Source organism: Sphingobium sp. YR768, assembly GCF_900111125.1.
GTDB lineage: Bacteria > Pseudomonadota > Alphaproteobacteria > Sphingomonadales > Sphingomonadaceae > Sphingobium.
Genome location: NZ_FOGE01000018.1, coordinates 77,248 through 97,559, shown reverse-complemented (window position 1 = coordinate 97,559; position 20,312 = coordinate 77,248). Strand labels below are relative to the sequence as shown.

General features: G+C 62.0%; 14 protein-coding genes. 1 reads left to right on the top strand and 13 read right to left on the bottom strand.

The window, feature by feature from the left end; translation table 11 throughout:
• Positions 1–34 precede the first annotated feature (34 nt).
• The 13 genes from BMX92_RS18590 to BMX92_RS18530 all read right to left on the bottom strand — a co-directional run bounded on the left by BMX92_RS18590 (position 35) and on the right by BMX92_RS18530 (position 19,131).
• Entirely contained in the window at positions 35–5,473 is a 5,439-nt protein-coding gene (locus BMX92_RS18590) for a glycosyltransferase (RefSeq protein ID WP_177185132.1), read from the bottom strand.
• Positions 5,474–5,989: 516 nt separating this feature from the next.
• Positions 5,990–6,661: a class I SAM-dependent methyltransferase gene (locus tag BMX92_RS18585; protein ID WP_143066825.1), complete on the bottom strand. Its 672-nt coding sequence runs from the start codon at positions 6,659–6,661 to the stop codon at positions 5,990–5,992.
• Between the two features lie 431 nt (positions 6,662–7,092).
• On the bottom strand, positions 7,093–8,325 hold the full coding sequence (locus tag BMX92_RS18580; RefSeq protein WP_093019246.1) for a glycosyltransferase family 4 protein: 1,233 nt from the start codon (positions 8,323–8,325) through the stop codon (positions 7,093–7,095).
• Between the two features lie 5 nt (positions 8,326–8,330).
• Complete coding sequence (locus tag BMX92_RS18575; protein WP_093019244.1) at positions 8,331–10,145, bottom strand: glycosyltransferase family 2 protein; 1,815 nt, start codon at positions 10,143–10,145, stop codon at positions 8,331–8,333.
• A 341-nt stretch (positions 10,146–10,486) separates the two neighbouring features.
• Complete coding sequence (locus BMX92_RS18570) at positions 10,487–11,575, bottom strand: mannose-1-phosphate guanylyltransferase/mannose-6-phosphate isomerase (protein ID WP_093019242.1); 1,089 nt, start codon at positions 11,573–11,575, stop codon at positions 10,487–10,489.
• A 64-nt stretch (positions 11,576–11,639) separates the two neighbouring features.
• Positions 11,640–12,923, bottom strand: a complete 1,284-nt coding sequence (locus BMX92_RS18565; RefSeq protein WP_093019240.1) for a capsule biosynthesis protein — start codon at positions 12,921–12,923, stop codon at positions 11,640–11,642.
• The gene (locus BMX92_RS18560; protein WP_093019238.1) at positions 12,916–14,544 is read right to left on the bottom strand and encodes a capsular polysaccharide export protein, LipB/KpsS family; all 1,629 of its coding nucleotides are present in this window, start codon (positions 14,542–14,544) and stop codon (positions 12,916–12,918) included. Before BMX92_RS18560 ends, BMX92_RS18565 begins: the two co-directional genes overlap by 8 nt.
• Before the next feature lie 135 nt (positions 14,545–14,679).
• Positions 14,680–15,975 (bottom strand): glycosyltransferase family 4 protein, encoded by a 1,296-nt coding sequence (locus BMX92_RS18555; RefSeq protein WP_093019236.1) that lies wholly within the window; start codon positions 15,973–15,975, stop codon positions 14,680–14,682.
• 72 nt (positions 15,976–16,047) lie between these two features.
• Positions 16,048–16,488 (bottom strand): HIT family protein, encoded by a 441-nt coding sequence (locus tag BMX92_RS18550; RefSeq protein ID WP_093019234.1) that lies wholly within the window; start codon positions 16,486–16,488, stop codon positions 16,048–16,050.
• A gap of 9 nt (positions 16,489–16,497) precedes the next feature.
• The gene (locus tag BMX92_RS18545) at positions 16,498–17,133 is read right to left on the bottom strand and encodes a CoA transferase subunit B (RefSeq protein ID WP_093019232.1); all 636 of its coding nucleotides are present in this window, start codon (positions 17,131–17,133) and stop codon (positions 16,498–16,500) included.
• Complete coding sequence (locus BMX92_RS18540) at positions 17,133–17,495, bottom strand: DUF5076 domain-containing protein (protein ID WP_143066824.1); 363 nt, start codon at positions 17,493–17,495, stop codon at positions 17,133–17,135. The genes BMX92_RS18545 and BMX92_RS18540 overlap by 1 nt, the downstream gene beginning before the upstream one ends.
• Complete coding sequence (locus BMX92_RS18535; protein WP_256213499.1) at positions 17,462–18,316, bottom strand: 5'-nucleotidase, lipoprotein e(P4) family; 855 nt, start codon at positions 18,314–18,316, stop codon at positions 17,462–17,464. Before BMX92_RS18535 ends, BMX92_RS18540 begins: the two co-directional genes overlap by 34 nt.
• 104 nt (positions 18,317–18,420) lie before the next feature.
• Positions 18,421–19,131 (bottom strand): CoA transferase subunit A, encoded by a 711-nt coding sequence (locus BMX92_RS18530; protein ID WP_093019288.1) that lies wholly within the window; start codon positions 19,129–19,131, stop codon positions 18,421–18,423.
• An 89-nt stretch (positions 19,132–19,220) separates the two neighbouring features.
• On the opposite strand from BMX92_RS18530, the gene BMX92_RS18525 reads away from it, so the two are divergent.
• Positions 19,221–20,111, top strand: coding sequence for a LysR family transcriptional regulator (locus BMX92_RS18525; protein WP_093019226.1), 891 nt, complete (start codon positions 19,221–19,223; stop codon positions 20,109–20,111).
• Positions 20,112–20,312: the final 201 nt, after the last annotated feature.

Here is a 20,312-nt window from a genome sequence, read left to right as displayed (position 1 = left end):
CGGCCTGTTTGGGCCGGGTCCATAACCATCAAAGTCAACTCGTCGGCGTGAACACCAGCATCGGCGAATAGGCATGTTGTACGGCGCGACTGGTGTACAGATATTCGACCCCGCCGTTAAAGCCGCTTCGCACCATAGCCCGCTCGACGATATCGGCCAGTTCTCCCCAACTCGCCCGCTCATCCTTCAACTGGAAGATGGCTGTGCCGCCCTGCGGCTTCAGCAGGCGCTTCAATTCCCGCGCCATCAGGCCGACGTCACCGGCATCGCTGGCATCCATCCGCACCAGCACCAGATGCAGCCCGCCATCCTTGTTCGGCATCCGCCCCTTTGCATAAAGCTCGGACAGCAGACCATCCATCGTCAGGCGCGGTCCCTGGAACTGCTTGGCCCATACGGCGTCCATCTGACCTTCGATGCCAACCGACAAACAGGGCAAGCGGCGGAACATATAGGCCGATTCACCCAGCCAGCGATACAGCGTCCGGTCATTGCGACCGCTGCCGCAACTGGGGCACTCGGCCGCCTCATTCTTGAACGCCTCGCCGAACCAGTCGCAGATATTGCAATGGAACAGCTTGCCCGCACGGACCGCGTCGAACGTCTCCAGTTCGTCCAGCATGCACGGATGCGCGACCACGACCGTTTCGTCGAACCGCTGCGACAGGCTGGGCCGCGTCTTGTTGAACAGGGCGACGATATTTTCGACCGGCCCCATCTTCCAACCGCAGCTTTCGACATAATAGCTATATTCGACGTCGGTATAGTCGTGCGGCACCGTGTAGGAGAAGCCGCCAATCTCGTCATACATGCTACGCCGCATGCCGAACAGGCCGCCCTGTACATGGCCGAACGGCCGGTCGGGATTGTCGGTTGCGAAATTCTTGTTACGGAATTTGTCGAACAGCCGAATGCCCTTGGGATAATCGGCGCCGGTCAGATAGGTGGGCGATTTCTCGACCGTCCCCGCCAGTCCGACCTTGTCATCATGCTTGAAGGCATGGACGAACGGAATTTCCCAGCCCTGCGAGAAGCTGAAGCCTTCCTTGCCGCAGACATAGATCACGACATCGCTGACACCCTGATCGACGGCGGCGTTGGTGCCGGGACCGACCATCGCGTTCGAGTCATTGTGGATGATCGTCACATTGTCGCTGCGATCCCAAACCGCATCGAGATGATCGGCCACCGCCTCGCGGTTCGACTTATTGTCACAGATGATCAGGTGATAGGGCAGCGACGTATTCTGCTGGATGCGCGCGATGACGCCTTCCAGCTCCGTCAGGCCGTTCCAGCTGACGATAACGATGTCGACCGTCCGGTTTTCCCAGACGCGCGTCAGCACGTCGACGGCGCGGCCGACATCATGCTTCTGCAAAGCCTTCTTCTGCGCCGCCTTGATCATGGCCGCGACCTGATTGTCGGGCATGGTGTAATAGCGACGAATGGCGTCGGCCACGGAATGTGGATCGGGTTCGGCCATGATGCCGGTGATGCCATCCACCACCAGATCGGGGATGCCCGCGATGTTGGTGGTCAGGATCGGCACACCCGCGGCCATGCTTTCGACGATGGAAGTCGGAATCCCGTCCATATCGCCATCGTCCGTCCGCACGGAGGGGCAGGCGAACAGGTCGGCCCGCTGCATCACGGCCGGGATTTCATCATGGCTGAGCTTGCCACAGATGAAGACATTGTCGAGCTTCAGTTCATCGATCAGCGCGCGATATTCCGCCTCGCTGTCGCCATAGCCATAAAGCTCGATCCGCAGCCCCAGGTCACGGATCGCCGGCGCCGCCTTGATCAGCAGGTCCAGCCCCTTCTTGGGCACGAAGCGGTGCACCGCGATGATACGGCGCTGGGTCCGCGCTTCCTTGCCGGGCTGGAATGCCGTGGTGAAACGGCTGGTGTCGACCGCATTGGGGTTGATCACCACCTTCTCGCGCGGGAAGCCACGGCTGGTCACGAAGTCCAGATGGAATTGCGACAGGGTGAACATCCGCACGCACAGCGGCGACCGGCCAATTTCGGCCAGACGGTTCTTCTCGTCGTTCGAATATTTGAAGATGTCCTGCGCGTGCGCCATGAAGGTGAAGGGAATATTCGCCTTCTCGCAAGCCGGCCACACCATGTCGGTGACGGTCGGATAGACGAAATGCGCATGCACGATCGTGCGGCCAGTATCGATCAGCTTCTGCGCCAGATCCTCCATGGAGGCGACACGCTCGTAACGGACCTTGAAGCCCGGATCGAAATCCTTGTGCGGGCTCTGGCGACAGAAGACCATCACGTCATAGCCGCGATCGATCAGTTCCTTCACTTCCGACAGGACGAAGGTTTCCGACGGCACCGGGAAATGCCAGCAGAAATAGGCAATCTTGGGTGCCTCATTGACGGTCTTTAGCGTCGGCAGTTTCGCAGGCTTTACCACCGGCCCGGTCATCGTCGCGTGGCGATTGATCTGTTCGAACACGGTGTCATAGGCGACCCGCATCTGCTCGGCATATTTGCCCAGGCCGAACTTGGCATGCGCACGGGTCCGCCCTGCCTCGCCCATCGACTGGACGAGCGAGGGGTCGTTGCAGAAACGCTCGACATGCTCGACCGCCGCGGCCGGCGTCAGATAGGGGATCAGATGCCCGGTCACGCCATCTTCGACCAGTTCGGGGATCGCACCCCACTCATAAGCGATCACCGGACGCCGCGCCGCCATCGCTTCCAGCACAGTCCGGCCGAAGGATTCGGCGAAGTGCGACAGGCTCATGATCACATTGACCTGCGCCATCGCCTCCGCTGGACTCGCGGCATAGCCGGGGAAAACCACATTTTTGGGCACGGTGCCCTCAGCCTGCCCCGCCTTCAGCGCCTTTACCGCTTCGCTTTCCGGCCCGATGATGACGAATTCCGCCTTCGGACAACGTTTCTCGCACAGGCGGGCGACTTCGACGATGTCGGCCAGCCCCTTCTTGGGAATGTTGCTGCTCACCAGCCCGAAGGAAATCTTGCCGTCCCTGACCGGATTTCCCATCTCCAGTTCTTTAAGGTCGACCGTATTGTAAACGGTGAAGGTCCGCCCCTTCTTCTGGAAGACCTTCGACGTGATTTCCGAATTGCCGATGACCCAGTTGGCGCTCGACCGAATCTCGTCGATGATCTTGTCGCAGGACGATCCGATCACATCCACCAGAGCGGCATCATGATCGATCAATTCACGGACATGGACCATGCTCTGCACATCGCACTGCCGCGCGGCACGCAGGCATTCGCGCAGCATGATCGTGTTGCTGTGCACCACCTTGATGTTCATCGCCCGGATCATCTGGCAGAATTGCTCGACCGCGTCGGGATTGATCACCTCGTCCTTCTTCCACCAGCCATAGGTGAAGGTCGACACATGGACGGCATAGCGCCGCAGCATATTGGTGTAATCCGGCGCGTTGCGCGGCAGGACGACATAGACATTATACCCCAGCGACGCGATGCCGCGCACCATGTCGATAAAGCTGCGTTCGCTGCCGAACAGATGCGGAGCGGCGGCGTGCGCCACGACCATCACATTCGGCTTGGCCGCGTCATAGGCGGCATGACCATGGAATTGCTTGAAGTTCAGCTTCGGCCCACGTTCCGGATCGACCGTCAGCATCGGCGAACGCGCATGTTCACGGGGGGCAGGGGCAGGGGCCGGACTGGGTTGGCTGGGCTTCTTCCATGCCATATCGGCTGCGGGCGCACCCGGCGTTTCCGTCAACAGGATCGTGCCTGCTGCGCCGCCCAGGACAATCGCTGGCTGATCGGCAATACGCACCTGCGGAATGCCGCGGCCTACAAGGGGTCGATCAAACCGGAGAATGAAACCGTGCTTGCCCGATCCCTTGCCTGCCGAAGCCAGATCGTCCCGAGGGACATCGGCAACCACGGAAGCGATGATTTCTCCATCCAGTTCAGCCTCGACTGTAACCGGTACATCGGGGGCATCGGAACGCCATGCCCAACCGGTCACGCCACGCCGTGTCACGACTTCAATATAGCCTTCGACCACCGACGGGTCCGGCTGGGTTGCCGGCGCCGGTCCCCCTGCGCGCTCTTGTTCAAGATCGCGCATCTCCAGCGTGCCGGCAGCACCGCCCAGCACCACGCCCGGCTGCGCCGACAAGCGAATCTGCGGCATGATGTCGCCACCCAGCGGCGCCGGGAATTTCAGCACGAAGCCATAGCTGCCGGTACCCAGCCCGGATTGCAGCAAATCTTCACGCAACAAGTCCGCCGTCGCCGTGCTGATCACTTCACCGTTCAGCACGGCCTCGATCGTCAGTGCCGCTTCGGGCGCATCAGATCGCCAGACCCAACCCGTCGCGCCATGGCGTGTCAGCAATTCAATATAACCCTCGACCAGGGCAGGATCGATCGGCTTCTCGCCCACAGACGGAATTGGCAGGCTGCCTTCGACCAGATGCACCTCGCCAGCCGCACCGCCCAGAATCCGGTCCGGATATTCCACCACACGAATTGTCGGGATCACATCCCCCGCAATCGGCGCGTCGAACCGCAGGGAAAAGCCATAGCGGCCACTCCCTATTCCCGCTGCCGCGACATCTTCGCGCAACAGGTCCGCGGAGGCTGAACCAATCACTGCGCCGTCCAGCACCGCTTCCACCCTCAGGGCAAGATCAGGCGCATCCGACCGCCAGACCCAACCGCTTACACCGTCGCGGGTCAATAGTTCGACATAGCCTTCCACCGGCACAGGCGTCGGCGCATCTTGCGCAGCCATATCGATGATACCATGCGGAGTTAGGGCAATCGATGGACGAACCGCCAGGCGAACCACCGGATTGGAATCCTCCCCGACGAAATCGTCATATGGAAGAATGAAGCCATGGCGCCCGTCTCCCTTGCCAGCGGCCGCAAGATCTTCACGCGGAATATCGGCGAGTGTCGTTCCGATCACTGCGCCATCCAGCACCGCTTCAACAGCCAGCGGCGCATCAGGCGCATCGGCGCTCCATACCCAGCCGGCCGCCCCTTCATGGCTCGTATGTTCGATAAATCCTTCGACATGGGTCGGCACGAAAGCAATGGCTGGCGCCGGTTCCGCAACGTCGGGTTCGGCTGCGGTCGCCAACACGAAAACACCGGTCGCACCGATTGAGATCGATCGCTGATCGGCGAGGCGGACCAGCGGCTCCTCCCCTTCCGTTAGCGGGCGCAGCAATTCCATGACAAAGCCGTGGCGGCCCATACCCTTGCCAGCGGCAGCAAGGTCGCTGCGGGGCAAATCGGCCAGCGCCACACCCACAATCTCGTCTTTCACGACTGCTTCGACACGCAGGGGCACATCGGGAATATTGGCACGCCAGACCCAGCCTGCCACCAGTTGGACGTCCACCAATTCGACAAAGCCTTCGACCGTCGAATATTCCCCGTCCCCGTGACCGACTCGCCGCCAGTGCCGGTCCCAATCCCGCAGCGCCATATTCAATCTACTAACCCCCGCTGACATCCAAATGAAATATAGTCACGAATCAAACAAGATGACGTCCAAGCCCCGCAATCATATATTGAAGGAGCCTATTTAAAAGGCAATCTGCTTCCACGCACTAGGATTTCAGAATGCCTCCTCGTTAGTCTATTGTTCGTTTTAGCCAGCACGCCCATCGAACCAGTTCTGCCATAATCGAAACCTAAAATGTCCGCCCCATTTTGAAAGGGGCCATGGCAACGCTGCGCGAGGCGCAACCGAAAAGTACCGAAAAATTCACTTCCTGCGACTCATCTGAGTGCACTGCACAACAAAATGCAACTGAAACCTATTGCGATGCGGTAACAATTGTCTGTCGATCAAACGCCCGCCCGAAGCGACAGTCCGCATCAGCCATTTTCGGGCCCTTATGCCAACGGTCGCACAACCAAAAACGATGCATGGCAAAAAGGGCGCCACCCCCTGCGGAAGCGCGCCCTGTAAGGTACCGAATCGAAAAGCGCGACCGGGTTAGCCCGCAGGCTTCTCCAGTAAGGTCAAGCTATCGAGATTTTCGATCTGGCCCCAGTGGATTGCTTCCCGCTCCAGGACTACCAAGCCGGCACGATCTGCCAGATGCTCGAAAATCGAATCCGACATGAAATTGCGATTATGCGGATTCTGCGTCCAGACATGGGTCGGATGCGCGCTGTAATTGCTATGATGATAAAGCGCCCGGCCACCGGGCGCGAGGATACGAGCCGTTTCCTTCAAATAGCTCCAGACGTCCAGCATCTCGAAATGCACGACGGCATCATAAGAAAAGAGTGAATCGAAACTGGCATCAGGCAGTTCAGACAAATCAGTGCCGTTATTCACATAATATTGGAATTTGGGCGAATCTCCCATCATCTCGCGGCAGGCCGCGACATTTTCCGCCAGAGCATCGACCAGCACCACTTTTGACGCACGATCCATATACATGGGCACGTGCCGCCCCTTGCCCACAGCCAGTTCGACGATGAAATCACATTTCAGCTTGCGAAACATCCTGAGAAATGCGGAATTTCCTTCCCAAAACAGGGCCACCGCACTCGCCTGCGCTGCATCGTCATAATAGCGGGTGTTTTTATGGACATCCAGGATACCTTGCGTCGCTTGCGACTTCTCCATGGCATCACCTCCTAATTTTATATCAACCACATGAAAAATGTATAAGTCTCAATGACATCCGCTTTGCAACCGATATCAAGATGATCTTGTTGCCGCATTCCCACCGACTGGAAACAACCTCCATCGCGCCAATGCGTGCACCGTTCACCGCAATCTGCCTGATAACCGCAGACAGAAGCCAAGCCCGGCTGAACCACATCCGCCCGCATATATCGGCTTGTTGGCCGGAACGCCCATATAGGGTGTTGGACGCCCTTTGGCGAACAGGGTATCGGGGATCAGAACTTGTCGGTCCGACCGAAGCTTCAAGCCGATCCCCTGCACCATCATTCGCAAATCTCAGCAGCGTACAGAAGGGGTCAGAATACCGAAACGGCTCCTGACCTTCTGCGCCAGCGCGCTGCCCGGGCGATCAACGATATCGAACCGTAAAGGCTCATCACAGGACGGAATACGCCCCATCAATTATATAATTTCAAATGGGCTTCCGCACAGTCCGACTGACGGAGGAAAGAAGGCATGTCCCTGACCAGCGCGTCATAGTCGACCTGCCCCTCGGCAATATCCACGATCAGATTCTGAAGACTCAGACTGTCGCGGGCGCGGAAATTCAGGCCGCCACGCCCCGGCTGCACCTTCTCGGCCATGCCGCCGATATCGGGGCAGATGACCGGACGGCCGAACTTGAACGCTTCCTGGATCACCACGGGGGAATTCTCCCACCATTTCGATCCCATCACCACCCAGTCGACCCCTTCCATCAGGCCGCCTAGTTCCTGGCGTTCATAGGCCCCGTGGAAACGCACCATCCGCTCCGCCTGCTTGTCCGCCTGACGCAGCAGCTCATGCACCTTATTGCGGAAATCTTCCTGCTGATATTCCAGGCTGGAGCCGTAGATGTCGAGCGACACCTGCTTGCGCACTGCCTTGGGCAGGCCCAGAAAGGCTTCCAGGATCAGGTCGATGCCCTTGAAATGGTTGATCTGCCCGAAATAGGCGAAGCGTCCCCGCTGCTTGCCCTCCGGCAAGCGACGCAGCGGCAGGCGATGCCCGTCCTCCAGACCATTTTCGATGACGATCACCTTGTCCGCCGGAAGGCCCCAGGTGACATAGCGATCCTTCAGAAAGTCGCTCGGCGACACGAAGGTATCGACCAGATCGAAGAAGGACTTCACATAGACTTCGCGCAGGAAGATATCCTCCATCGACGTCTGTGGGAAACAGCCATGACAGTCACGCGGACTGGACCGATAGCAAAGCCGCCCGTCGGTCTTGATCATCTGGCCGCTGTTCAGACAGATGCCGATGAACTCGTGCAGCGTCAGCACGATCTTCGCCCGCGGGCAAATCCGCTTGGCGGCATGGATCATCTCCAGCCCCAGGAAGACATAATGGTGGAAATGGATCACGTCGGGATCGATCGTGCGCAGCATGTCGGCAAAATCGCTATCCTCGCCCAGCGCGAGGGTCGCCGACAGACGGGGAATATCGGCATTGCTGCCGATCAGATATTCCCGCGCGTTGAGCGACGCGACCGGACTGCCCAGATGCAGCATCTGCTGCTCGGCGCGGCCAATGAACCAGGCCTCATGACCCGGCAACGCATTGATCCCCTCGAACAGGGAGTAAGCGGCAATTTCGCCGCCACCCTTGCTGAAATCGGGGTGAGCGTGACTGAATATCGCGATACGCATCTGGATTAATTCTCCCACGGGTCCGCGAGTTCGGTGCTGTCGATCTTCTTCTTGTACCGCCAGCCATTATAGAGCGTCAGCATGTGCCGGTAGGACGTGATGCTCTGCAAATTCTGCGACTGGCGTTCCAGATGCCATAGCTTGGGCTTGGCGTTCAGCACCAGCTTCAGCTTGCGCTTGCGCAGCTTCAGGCACAGGTCGCTATCCTCGAAATCGCCGATGATATAGCCTTCGTCCAGACCGCCCAGTTCGCGATAGGTCGCGGTGCGCAGCATCAGGCAGGCCGCCGTCAGCAACGGCACGTCATAGCGGTCGTCCGATCCCCACCAGGGCGCACCCTTGCCCGGATGCACGTTCAGCACGAAGCCGGGGAAATAGGGGTCTTCCTTCGGCCGCATGCCAGCATGCTGCACCGATCCGTCGAAAAACTGGAGCAGCGGGCCGACCGCGCCGACGCCCGGTTCATCCAGCGTCTCCATCATGTCGGTCAGCCAGCCCGGCTTCTGCGGAATGACGTCGGAATTGAGCAGCAACAGCTTGGGCGCAACGGCAAAGAGCGCGCCCATATTATTGGCGCCGGCAAACCCCATATTGCGGTTATACCAGACCACACGGAACGGCAGACCATAGAGGTCATATTGTGCGGCCGCCATTTCCAGCGTCGGGCTCAATATATCCGGATCATCGACGACATAGATCAGGTCAGTCCGCGCGAAATCCGCATCATCCTTGAACTTCGCCATCTGATATTTCAGGAAGTCGTAGCGGCCATAGAGCGGCACGATGACGGTCACGTCCGCCACCTGCGGCAGGGTGCCGAACTGCTTGACCTGCGCCTGCGGCCGGAAGCGGCTGATCTCCGGCGAAATCGCACTGATCGGTTCGCCCAATACCTTGTCGAACAGATCGAACAGCGAATAGCGAATACGGTCGGGCGCGGGGACGAAGGTCAGCACATCCTTCACCAGTTGCAGCGGCGATCCCGCCTCCGCTTCCACGTCGACCAGCAGCCAGGCCTTGCCGCGATCGCCGCAATCGAAGCAGAGCGCATGGACTTCATTGGCGTTCACTTCGCCGTCAACCCGCAGAACGAAGCCCGACATTTCCGTGACCTGCGGGAAGCGGGTCTTAAGATTGGCGGCAACGTCCAGACGCGCGAGACGGAAGAATTTGTCGGTCACGTCGACCGTTCCACCACGCTCGCTATGGAAGCTGACCGACTGGACCGACGCATGCAGGTCCGCCATCCAGCCAAAGACGATCAGGCCGCCTTCGCCCATATGAAACGCCTTGTCGATCGCACAAACGATCGACTGCGAATCCTCGAAATAGCTGGGCAGTCCCAACAGCGGCGGCGCAGCATCCAAGGATCCGAATTCGATCGCCAACGGGAAATCGCGTACCAGGCCTGTTCCGCCAAAATTATGGCAGCGCACATGATATTGGCCGGGCCGCGCATTCTGTACCAGAATCTTGAAACCGCTATTCTCATCGGTCAGATGGGGATGGGCGACCTGCACGTCGGGCCGCGGCTCGCGCGAGACGCGCGCGCGCACGCGCTCGCCATCCCGCAGCACCTCGATCTGGTCGCTGCCGGCCAGCCAGCCCGTCAGCGTGAGGCTACGGTTCAGCAAGGCTATCGTATCGAGATTAACACCCGACAGCATTACACCGGCCTGTTCCACCGTGATCGGCAGCCCTCCAGGCAACAAGGCATCTTCCACCATGATCGGCGGTACGCCGGGCGACGGAGCTTCCTGCCCTTCTTCCTGCGCAGCCTCTGGCCCGCCCTGCTTGTTCAATTTCAGGAAACCCACCATTGATCTGTCTTCCCCCTACCCGACCGCCTTGATGGCGGCTCGGGTCCGATATCGTCGGTTCACAGACGATCGGACATGCGTCCGCACGCCCATGCCGACACAGGCCCGGCCAAGCCGGATGGTCGCTCTGTCGATGCGCTGGAAGCAACGATGGAAAGAAATGGTGCCACACCACCCTCAGGGCAGCGGACAATCAAGTCTTTCCACAGCAGCAAGTCCCAAACCCCGCAAATGGTCTTTAGATTACCGGACGTTCAGCCGATAACGCCGGGCGTGTCAATTCAAAAACCCGAAGCGCACCGCAGGTTGACGGACACTATCGACCAATGGAGCGCTACGGCTCAAGCCTTTGCGTTCACACCGCTCACATGCAGCGCACGGTGCGCCTCCATGATCGTCTTGACCTCCTGCGAGCGACTGCGCGGCAGAACCAGGACCGCTTCTGCCGTGGAAATGATCACCGCATCCGAAATACCCAGCGCACCCACGGGCGGCCCGCCGTCGACGAAGATCAGATTGCCCGACCCGTCTTCCACCGCAGCGGGCCCGGTGACGCTGTTGCCATGCTCGTCCTGGCCCCGGATGGCCCACAGCGCGTCCCAGGAACCGACGTCGGACCAGCCGATATCCACCGACACCACCACCGCCCGCCGCGTCTTCTCCATGACCGCATAGTCGATCGACAAATTGGTCGCCCGGCCGAAGCTGGCGGCATCGGGCCGGGTCAGCCCGCCATCGCAGGCCGCCTCCGCCATCGCCTGTGCAATCGGTTCCGCCACATCGGGAGCCAGCGCCTCCAGCTCCGCCAGAAAGGCTGAGGCGGTGAACAGGAAGATGCCCGCATTCCAGCTATGCCGCCCACCGTCCAGATAGGCCTGCGCCACCGGCAACGACGGCTTCTCAACAAATTCGCTGATCTCGTAAATGTCCGCGTCGCCCGCCAGCTTCTCGCCCTTGGCGATATAGCCATAGCCGGTCGCGGGATGATCCGGCTGCACGCCGAATGTCACCAGCCGCCCGGCCTGCGCCACCGGCAGGGCATCGGCGATACGCTGGTGGAAGGCGGCCAGATCGCCGATCACATGATCGGACGGCATGACCAGCATCATCGCATCGGGATCGCGCGCCGCAATCCATTGCGCCGCCATGGCGCAGGCCGGCGCGGTGTTGCGCCCTTCCGGCTCCACCAATATCGCCGATGCCGCCAGCCCCGTCGCCGCCAGCAGATCGCCCAATATCCCCACATGCCGCTCGCCCGTCACCAATATGGGCGGCGCGAAGCCGGGACGATCGGACACCCGCCGCAGCGTTTCCTCCATCATCGTGCGGTCGGACGTCAGCGGGAGAAATTGCTTGGGCCGGTCGGCGGTGGACAAAGGCCACAGCCGGGTTCCGGAGCCACCGACAAGGATTACGGGATAGATGAGCATGAACAGCCCTTAAAGCGAATGCGTAAATATTGCGCGGTCAATATTGCCGGATGCGGCGCGGGGATCAGCTTGCCAGCAGGCTCAGCCGACCATTGCTGGCGGACCGGAGCGGGAACTCCATCACCCCCTGCCCGATGCGATCAGGCCGGGTCAGCCGGTCGACCGCATTGGTCACCAGCAGTTCCAGCCCCTCGTCGCTCAACAATCCGCCCCGGATCAGGCAGCGGTCGATCAGCACGCGCTTGAACGCGGCATAAAGGCCCATGTCCGGCTGATGCGGCGCCCCCCAGAAAGCATCCAGCCCCGTGCCATGGACCACGCCGGGAATCTTGTAGACGGCATGGCCCAGCACCATCACGGACTTGCCGCTGTTCAGCGCCAGCGTCCCCACCGTGCTGTTGACCGTCACCACGCCCAGCGACTTGTCCACCACTTCGGCAATGTCCCAGTCCGCCAGATAGATGACCCGGTCCGCCACGCCATAATGGCGCGCCAGCCGCCGCGTCAGCCCGTTCCAGCCGACCAGCCCCGGATCGAGCGGATGGCGCTTCACCACCAGCGACACGCCCTCGGGCGCATGCCGGGCAAAGCTCTTGATCACGAAGCGCAACGCCGCCCGCATATTGCCGAAGGGCGAATGGATGCGGATCTGATAATCGGAATTGAGCTGCAACGGCAGCGTAAAATAGGGCTGGTCCTTGACCTTCTCCCATTCCTCGCGCGACCGCCGGTCATAGCTTTTGCGCCGCACCAGCTTCCAGCACCAGGCGACCGATTCCATCAGGAAGCTGTGCGGCCGATGCGTGGTGTAGAAAGGGAAATAGGGCCGCATCATTGCCGATGCCAATCCGTTGCGCATGGTGTTGCGCGCACGGTTGCGAAAGGTGGAGGGCACGCGCGGCAAAGCTTCCTCGCCGCCGTCCGGCAGATCCTGCGCCTGATCCCGATACCATTGGGCATCCAGCGGCAGGGTCGAATTGCCGTTCACCCCGTCATCCTGCAACGTCAGGAAGTCCGGGCGGATATAGCCTTCCTCCACCACATGCACGCGCACGTCGCGCAACCGCGCCATGCCATGCGCCGACGCATGATAGGGGCGACAGTCGCCATAGAGGACCAGATCGGTAACGCCCTGATTGACGACGAAATCGTCGAAGAAGAGCGGCCAGTTGCGAAAGGTGCCGCGATAATCGGTCGCCTCGCCCGGCCAGTCGATCTTGTCGCCGCCATTGATGTTGATGCGCAGCGCCTGATGGCCCCGGTCGCGCAGCGCCTGTGCCAGCATCGCAAAATAGGGGCCATGCGGCCCTTGCAGAAACAGGAATGTCTTGGATGGCATTTCAGCCATGAAGGAACTCGGCGGACAAAGTCATAAATCGGCGCAACTTCCCCTGTAGCATCCGTAGCCGGATCAAAAACGTCACCGGCGGCATCGATCCGTTCGCCAGCCGGTCCACCATGATTTCAGGACCACAGGGCAATCGCGTAACCGGATCGATATAGCGAGGATAGAGAATGAGCGCCGCCGCCACAAGTTGATCCACGGTGAGTTGACGGCCGCGGCGACCAGTCGATTTCGCCAGGTCACGGGTCAGCCCCCATCCTGCATAAAATGGCATGCCATGCACCGTTACGGAACGGCCCCGCATCAGCGCCTCGAACCCGGTCAGGGACGACAGGACATGGACTTCGTCCACCGTCTGCACCAACTCCATCAGCGGCGCGCCGGTGTCGATCGCATCGGCATGGACCAGCACCGCCGCGTCGGGCAAATGCCCCTTGCGATGCCCGGCCTGCACGTCGGGATGCGGGCGATAGACGATCCAGGCATCCGGCTCGGCCCGGCGCACCCGCGCCAGGAAATCCAGATTGCCGTCGACGCCGCCACCGCCCAGCCGCACCGACAGGTCATCATCCACCTGCCCCACCGCCAGCACCGTGCGCCGCCCCTTGGGCAGGCCGATCATCTCGCCCGCCTCCGGCCCATATTTGGTCATCCCCGCCGCGCAGATGCGGGTGCGCAGACGCCGCGCCCGGTCGACCAGCGCCGGCGGGAAATCATGATTGGCCAGCAGGCTTTCCAGATCGCTCGGCCGCCGCGCATTATAATAGATGCCACTGCGGTCGACCACGACCGATCCGGGCGGATGCAGCGCCGCCCCCAGCCCGCGCGACCGCAGGAAACCATCCTCGACCCGCGCGACCGTCACCCCCTGCGCGGCGGCATCCTGCGGCAAGGTCGGCGGCACGCGCGATGGCCAGATCGCCAGCGCCCCGCCCTGTTGTCGCGCCCGCCGCATGCCCCGAACCGGCGACAGAAAAGGCGGCGCGCTTCGCCCGTCCCACAGGAAATGGCGAATCGCCTCGCGTTTCCAGAAGGCCATGCCGCTGGCCGCCACGATGCCGCGATTGCCCTCCATATGCCGTCGCCAGTCGGCCAGCTGCTCGACCGCCTGCGCCGCATCGACCGGCGCGCCGGTAAAGCAATCGCGATACCGCACAGCGCCGATCCGGGTTCCCAGCTCCGCCCGCAGCCTCGCGGGATCGATCGGCTCTCCATCCGGCCCGAATACCGGCGCGTCCAGAAGGCCTGCGATCAGCGCCAGTTCGTCGTCAGGCGCCGCATGAACCGCACGCGCCTGCGCCACCAGCGCCCAGGGATCGCAACCAGCCGGCAGCATCCGCCCCTGCACCGCGCTCCCGGCACCGCCGGGTAGGATACCGATTTCCTGCGGCAGCAATCCTTCCAGCGCATGGCCCGAAACCGGCACGCCTGCGCGCATCAACAATCGCACGCCCGTCGGCCGATCGCCCCAAAAATCGCCGCCAACCCGCGCCTGCGCGATTCGCGCGATCAGCGCATCGTCGACCGGCTCGGCCGCGGCATGGCCATCCGCCGCACTGATCGCCGCCACCGACGGCGCGATACCGGCAAAAGGCGGCGATCGCAGGAAGGGCGCAGCCGTCATGGCTGACCGACGCCTGCCGACAGCGCTGTCCGTCCGCATGACGCGGCGTCGATCATGGTGCCGGATGCAGCCCCTGCACGGGCCATGGCCTTGTCCTCCATCGTCGCCTATCCATGTGACTGTCTCACAGGAAAATCAAGAAACAGAGGCTGTTACTTCTTCGATCAGCTCACTGATAATGTCGAAATAGTCCCGCCATGTCGGCGCGCGCCAGACCGCGATCCGGCCCAGTTGCGCCACCCGCTCGGGTGAATCGGCACAGCTATAGGCCTCGATCGCGCGCATCCAGCCGATACCATCAAGCGGATCGAGATAATCGGGCGCATCACCCCCAACCTCGCGATGGGCGATGATGTCGCTGCAAATCACCGGCACGCCCGCCGTCAGCGCCTCGACCACCGGCATGCCGAACCCTTCGATGAAGGACGGCATCAGCATCGCCCGCGCCTGCGCCACCAGCGCCTGCATCCGGTTGTCGGACACTTCGCCCGCCTCGATCACATGGCCGCGCAGCGCCTCGCCGCGTTCCAGCATGTCGATGACATTTTCATTTTCCCAGCCGCGCCGCCCTACCAGCACCAGCACCGGCGCCGCATCGCCCAGCCGGTCGACCAGCCGCCGCCAGATGTTGAGCAGCAGCAGATGATTTTTCCGCGGCTCGATCGTGGAAATATAGATGAAATAGGGTCGCTCCGGCACATCGTCATGCCGGTTGGAAAAGATGTCCGCCGGGTCCGCGCCGAAATGGGCGACGCGAATCGCCCGCCCGTCCAGCCCGCACCGCATATGCGGCGCCAGCGCGTCGATCGTCGCCTGACTGTTGCCGATGATCCCGCTGGCATAGCGGTCGATCGTGCGCACACGCTTGCGATGCTCGTCCGCCCCCTGTGGCCGGGCGAATTCGGGATGGCTCAGCGGAATGACGTCATGCACCAGCGTCACCAGCTTCGCCCCCTCGGCGCGCAGGATCGCGCCGACCTGCGCCTCATCGTCCAGATGGTGCGGCGACACTTGCAGATAGATGCGCGGCCCCGTCGCGCGCGGCACCGGGCGCGGGCGGGTGGCGAACATGTGGCGGATCACCGCCGCCTTGCCTTCCCCTGCATCGGTCGATCGCGCATTGCGCCATTTCGCCGCCGTGAAGGCCAGGAACTGGCGCACCGCCGCGCTGCTCAGCCGACCATAATAGCCCCCGGCCGGATGCACCGCCGCAAAGGCCAGCCGGTCAGGAATCCGCGCCAGCAATTCGCGAGCATAGACATATTCGACCCGGTCGATCCCGGTCGGAGCGGGATGGAAGGCGCGCGACAGCAGGCGCGACACATCCAATATGACCTCGCTCTCGCCCCGCGCACCGGCAAAGTGCGTGCTGGCGCGCTTGGACAGCAGCGCCAGCCGGGCGCCGGGCGCCTGGAAGGGACGCAAAGCCATGTCAGCGCCTGTCCCACAGATTGTTGGCCCGCAGACTGTTGGCCGACAGGCTATTTTCGAAGGAAAGCGCCATCAGAATTGCGCGCGAATCTCGTCGGCCAGCGCCTGCAAATCATCCTTGTCCGCTTGTGCGCCCACACCATGGGCGGCAAACCCCTTGGGATCGCCCTCCCAGCGCGGCAGGATATGGACATGCAGGTGGAAAATCGTCTGCCCGGCCGGCGCGCCGTTAAACTGGGCGATCTGGATGCCGTCGGGGTTCAGCGCCTTGCGGATGGCGGTGGCGACCTTCTTGGTGGTCGCCATCACCTGACCCAGCGCTTCCTCCTCCATCTCCAGCAGGTTGCGCGCCTTGGACCATTTGGAAATGACCAGCGCATGCCCCCGCGTCTGCGGCATGATGTCGAGGAAGGCGAAGGTCGTGTCATCCTCATAGAGCTTCGTCGACGGGATTTTGCCCTGAAGAATCAGGGCAAAGATATTGGCGTCGTCATACGTGCCGTCGAGGCTCATGGATTGCCCTTAGCTGCTATAATGGGCGGTCGTCTTAGCAGCGACTTCCTCCGCCGTCACGCCCGGCGCCATCTCGATCAGCTTGAACGGACTGTCATGGTCGGGCCGCTGGAATACGCACAGGTCGGTGACGATCATGTCGACCACATTCTTGCCGGTCAGCGGCAGGGTGCATTCCGGAATGAACTTCGCGTCGCCATTTTTCGACGTATGTTCCATCACCACGATGATCTTCTTGACGCCCGCGACCAGATCCATCGCGCCGCCCATGCCCTTGATCATCTTGCCGGGGATCATCCAGTTGGCGATGTCGCCATTTTCGGCAACTTCCATCGCGCCCAGCACGGTCAGGTCGATATGCCCGCCCCGGATCATCGCGAAACTGTCCGCACTGGAGAAATAGGCCGACTGCGGCAATTCGCTGATCGTCTGCTTGCCCGCATTGATCAGGTCGGCATCCTCCTCACCCTCATAGGGGAAGGGGCCGATGCCCAGCATGCCATTTTCCGACTGGAGCGTCACTTCCACGCCATCGGGAATATGGTTCGCCACCAGCGTCGGGATGCCGATGCCCAGATTCACATAGAAACCGTCCTGCAATTCCTTCGCCGCCCGCGCGGCCATCTCGTCACGAGTCCAGGGCATCAGTTCAAACTTCCTTCCTGAATGGTCGTTATTTCACCGACCTGATTGCGCAATTCCGCCGATAATGCGGATACGATCGATTCGAGAGCTTGCCCCTCATCGAGGTCCCATGTCGTGGCATAGGCGCGCGCGGCATGTCGGATCGTATCGGACATCAGATAGCCGAAAAATGTCGGGTCTTCCAAAGTCCGAGCGGAAATCCAGATGCTGCTGCCCGCCCCATTTGTCACCCACACCCGCATGATCTCATGGGACTGATCCGTCAGTATGTCGCCCTTATCCAGCGACAGGGCGTTAGGATGCTCAGCTTGCGGTATCGCTTTCTCTGTCATTTCCCGGCTCCATTGGCGGGCAACTCCCACCTTTTGTCCATCGGAAACACATCGTCATAGCCGCCGACCAGCCCGCTGCCATAAACGGGGTTGGGCAGCACGAACCAGCCATTGCCCCACAGCCCCGCAACCGGCGCCTGCATGGTCATGGCGCGGCGCGGGCCGGGGGCTGGCTTGCCCACATTGAACAGGTCGGAAAAATCGCCCAGCTGGTCGCCGCCCATGGCGATGACGCAATAGCTATCCGAAATGCGCCAGCGTCGTGCATCCTTCATGCCGCCTGTATTGTCGTCGCCTTGCAGATACAGCGTCTGGCCATGCACAGCCTCGCCCAGCCCCGCCGCCCTGATCGCGCGCACCGTCGCGTCGGCATTGGCGGCCGACCGGTTGGTGTTGAAGATCACCGTCACGCCCAGCGCCCGCAACGCCGCGACCCCACGGTCCGCGCCCGGCACCGGCCCGACCGCGCCTTCGCCGGTCTTTTCCCACGCATCCCAGTCGGCCGGATTATAGCCCTTGCCGGTCTTCGCATCATGATATTCGAAGCCGGTGTTCAGCATCACCGTCTCATCCACGTCGAACACGGCCGCGAACGGCTTGTCCCCACAGGGCTCGAATGAAGGCGCGGCCAGACTCGCCCCTTCCGCCAGCACCACGCTATTTGCCGGACGCGCCTTCACCGTCACCGCCGCATAGGCCAGCAGCGCATTCCACGCCTGCACCGAAATCGCGGCCCCCTCCCCCGACCCATAGAGATATTGCATCCCTGCGGGCGGATTGGCGCTCGGCGCAGCGCCCGTTACGGCTGGCGGCGTGGTCGTTGCACAAGCCGCCAAAGGCACCAGCAGCAACAGCGTGCTCCTGCGAAAGCAGGAGCCCAGGGCGCCAGAGCGCGTCGTTCGACCCTGGGCTCCTGCCTTCGCAGGAGCACTGACAGCGGCCTTCTCCTGAAACATCAGGCCGCTTCCCGCGCCCGCGTCGTGCGAAACTCGATCTTCTTGTCATAGGGCGCGCCGATGATCATGCGCTTCACATAAATGCCCGGCAGGTGGATCGCATCGGGATCGAGCGTCCCCGTCGGCACCACTTCCTCGACCTCGGCGATGCAGATCTTCGCGGCCGTCGCCATCGGCGCGTTGAAATTGCGCGCGGTCTTGCGGAAGATCAGATTGCCGCTCTCGTCGGCCTTCCACCCCTTGATGATCGCCACATCGGCAAAGATGCCCCGCTCCAGGATATAATCCTGCCCGTCGAAGCTCTTCACTTCCTTGCCCTCGGCCACCTGCGTCCCCACGCCGGTCTTGGTGTAGAAGCCGGGGATGCCCGCCCCGCCCGCGCGGCATCGCTCCGCGAGAGTCCCCTGCGGACAGAATTCGACTTCCAGCTCGCCCGCCAGAAACTGCCGTTCGAACTCCTTATTCTCGCCGACATAGGAGGAGATCATCTTCTTCACCTGCCGCGTGCGCAGCAGCTTGCCCAGCCCCTCGCCATCGATCCCGGCATTGTTGCTGGCGATGGTCAGATCCTTGACCCCCGAATCGCGGATCGCGTCGATCAGCCGTTCGGGAATGCCGCACAGGCCAAAGCCCCCCGCGCACAGATGCATCCCGTCGAACAGCAATCCGTCCAGCGCAGACGCGGCATCGGGGTAGAGCTTCCTGGCCATCGGCATCCATCCTTCCTGAAATTTCGCGCCACCCTATGCAGGCCGACCAATCAATACCAATGATTTGTTTTTTCGGTTAAACCCAAACGATGTCTATCAATCGCATCGCCTTCTACCATCTCGAAACGCTGCTCTGGATCGCTCGCCTAGGCACTTTCGCGGCGGCGGCGGCGCGGCTCAACACGACCCAGCCCGCCATTTCCGCCCGCGTGCGCGAACTGGAAAATCATCTCGGCACCGCCCTCTTCCGCCGCGACGGGCGGACGATGGCGCTCACCCCCGCCGGGCGCGAACTGGTGCGCGAAAGCGAACCGCTCTGGGCGCGCTTTCAGGGCGTGCTGCTGGGGTGCAGCGATATTGCGGGCGCGACCGGCATCATCCGCATCGGCGCGGGCGAAATCGCGGCGGCCAGTTGCCTGCCCGGCTTCGTCGCCCAGCTTGGCCGCGACCTGCCGCAGGTCAGCCTGGAAGTGGACATCGCCCTGACCGCAGACCTGATCCAGCAACTCGCCTCCGGCCATGCCGACATCGCCTTCGCCGCCGGCCGCATCGCCCATCCGATGCTGCGCACCACGCCGATCGGCAGCGTCGACCTGCTCTGGCTCGCCAGCCCCGCGACCGTCGCGACGATGGCCGCCACTCGCCCGCCAATCTGGTCGCTCACCAACCTGTCGCCGCTCTACCGCATCATGAAGGACGCGATCGCCGCATCGGACCTCGCCGATTGTCCGCTCAACCTGTGCAACAATGTCCGCACCATGATCGACATCGTGCAGGAAGGCGGCGGCATCGGCATCTTCCCCCGCCCCATGGCGCGCCAGCAACTGGCCGACGGCACGCTCCTCCCGGTCCCCGGCGCCCCCGCCATGCCCCCCGTGGATTTCCACGCCGCCATCCGCGCCGCCGAAGCCGACCCGCTGGTCCTTGCGATCTTCGAACGCGCCAGCCGACTGGAATTGCGGGGTGAGAGGGGGGCGTGAGGGGCGACAAAAAAGCCCCTACCTTTCAAGGGAGGGGTTGGGGTGGGTGCGAGCGAAGCGAGCCTCCGACCTCTCGACGGCGGAACGCCGCTGCGCGGCGTACCCACCCCCGTCCCCTCCCTAAAAGGGAGGGGAGAAAAAGACCGCTCCCGGTCGGTCATGAGCACCCAACCTGTCCTACTCGCCCAAGCTCTGATCTAC

Bases quoted from the DNA above. Each gene is read 5' to 3' on its own strand.
- BMX92_RS18590 (WP_177185132.1), bottom strand. From the start codon at position 5,473: ATGGCGCTGCGGGATTGGGACCGGCACTGGCGGCGAGTCGGTCACGGG.
- BMX92_RS18580 (WP_093019246.1), bottom strand. From the start codon at position 8,325: ATGCGTATCGCGATATTCAGTCACGCTCACCCCGATTTCAGCAAGGGT.
- BMX92_RS18575 (WP_093019244.1), bottom strand. From the start codon at position 10,145: ATGGTGGGTTTCCTGAAATTGAACAAGCAGGGCGGGCCAGAGGCTGCG.
- BMX92_RS18570 (WP_093019242.1), bottom strand. From the start codon at position 11,575: ATGCTCATCTATCCCGTAATCCTTGTCGGTGGCTCCGGAACCCGGCTG.
- BMX92_RS18565 (WP_093019240.1), bottom strand. From the start codon at position 12,923: ATGGCTGAAATGCCATCCAAGACATTCCTGTTTCTGCAAGGGCCGCAT.
- BMX92_RS18560 (WP_093019238.1), bottom strand. From the start codon at position 14,544: ATGACGGCTGCGCCCTTCCTGCGATCGCCGCCTTTTGCCGGTATCGCG.
- BMX92_RS18555 (WP_093019236.1), bottom strand. From the start codon at position 15,975: ATGGCTTTGCGTCCCTTCCAGGCGCCCGGCGCCCGGCTGGCGCTGCTG.
- BMX92_RS18550 (WP_093019234.1), bottom strand. From the start codon at position 16,488: ATGAGCCTCGACGGCACGTATGACGACGCCAATATCTTTGCCCTGATT.
- BMX92_RS18545 (WP_093019232.1), bottom strand. From the start codon at position 17,133: ATGCCCTGGACTCGTGACGAGATGGCCGCGCGGGCGGCGAAGGAATTG.
- BMX92_RS18530 (WP_093019288.1), bottom strand. From the start codon at position 19,131: ATGGCCAGGAAGCTCTACCCCGATGCCGCGTCTGCGCTGGACGGATTG.
- BMX92_RS18525 (WP_093019226.1), top strand. From the start codon at position 19,221: ATGTCTATCAATCGCATCGCCTTCTACCATCTCGAAACGCTGCTCTGG.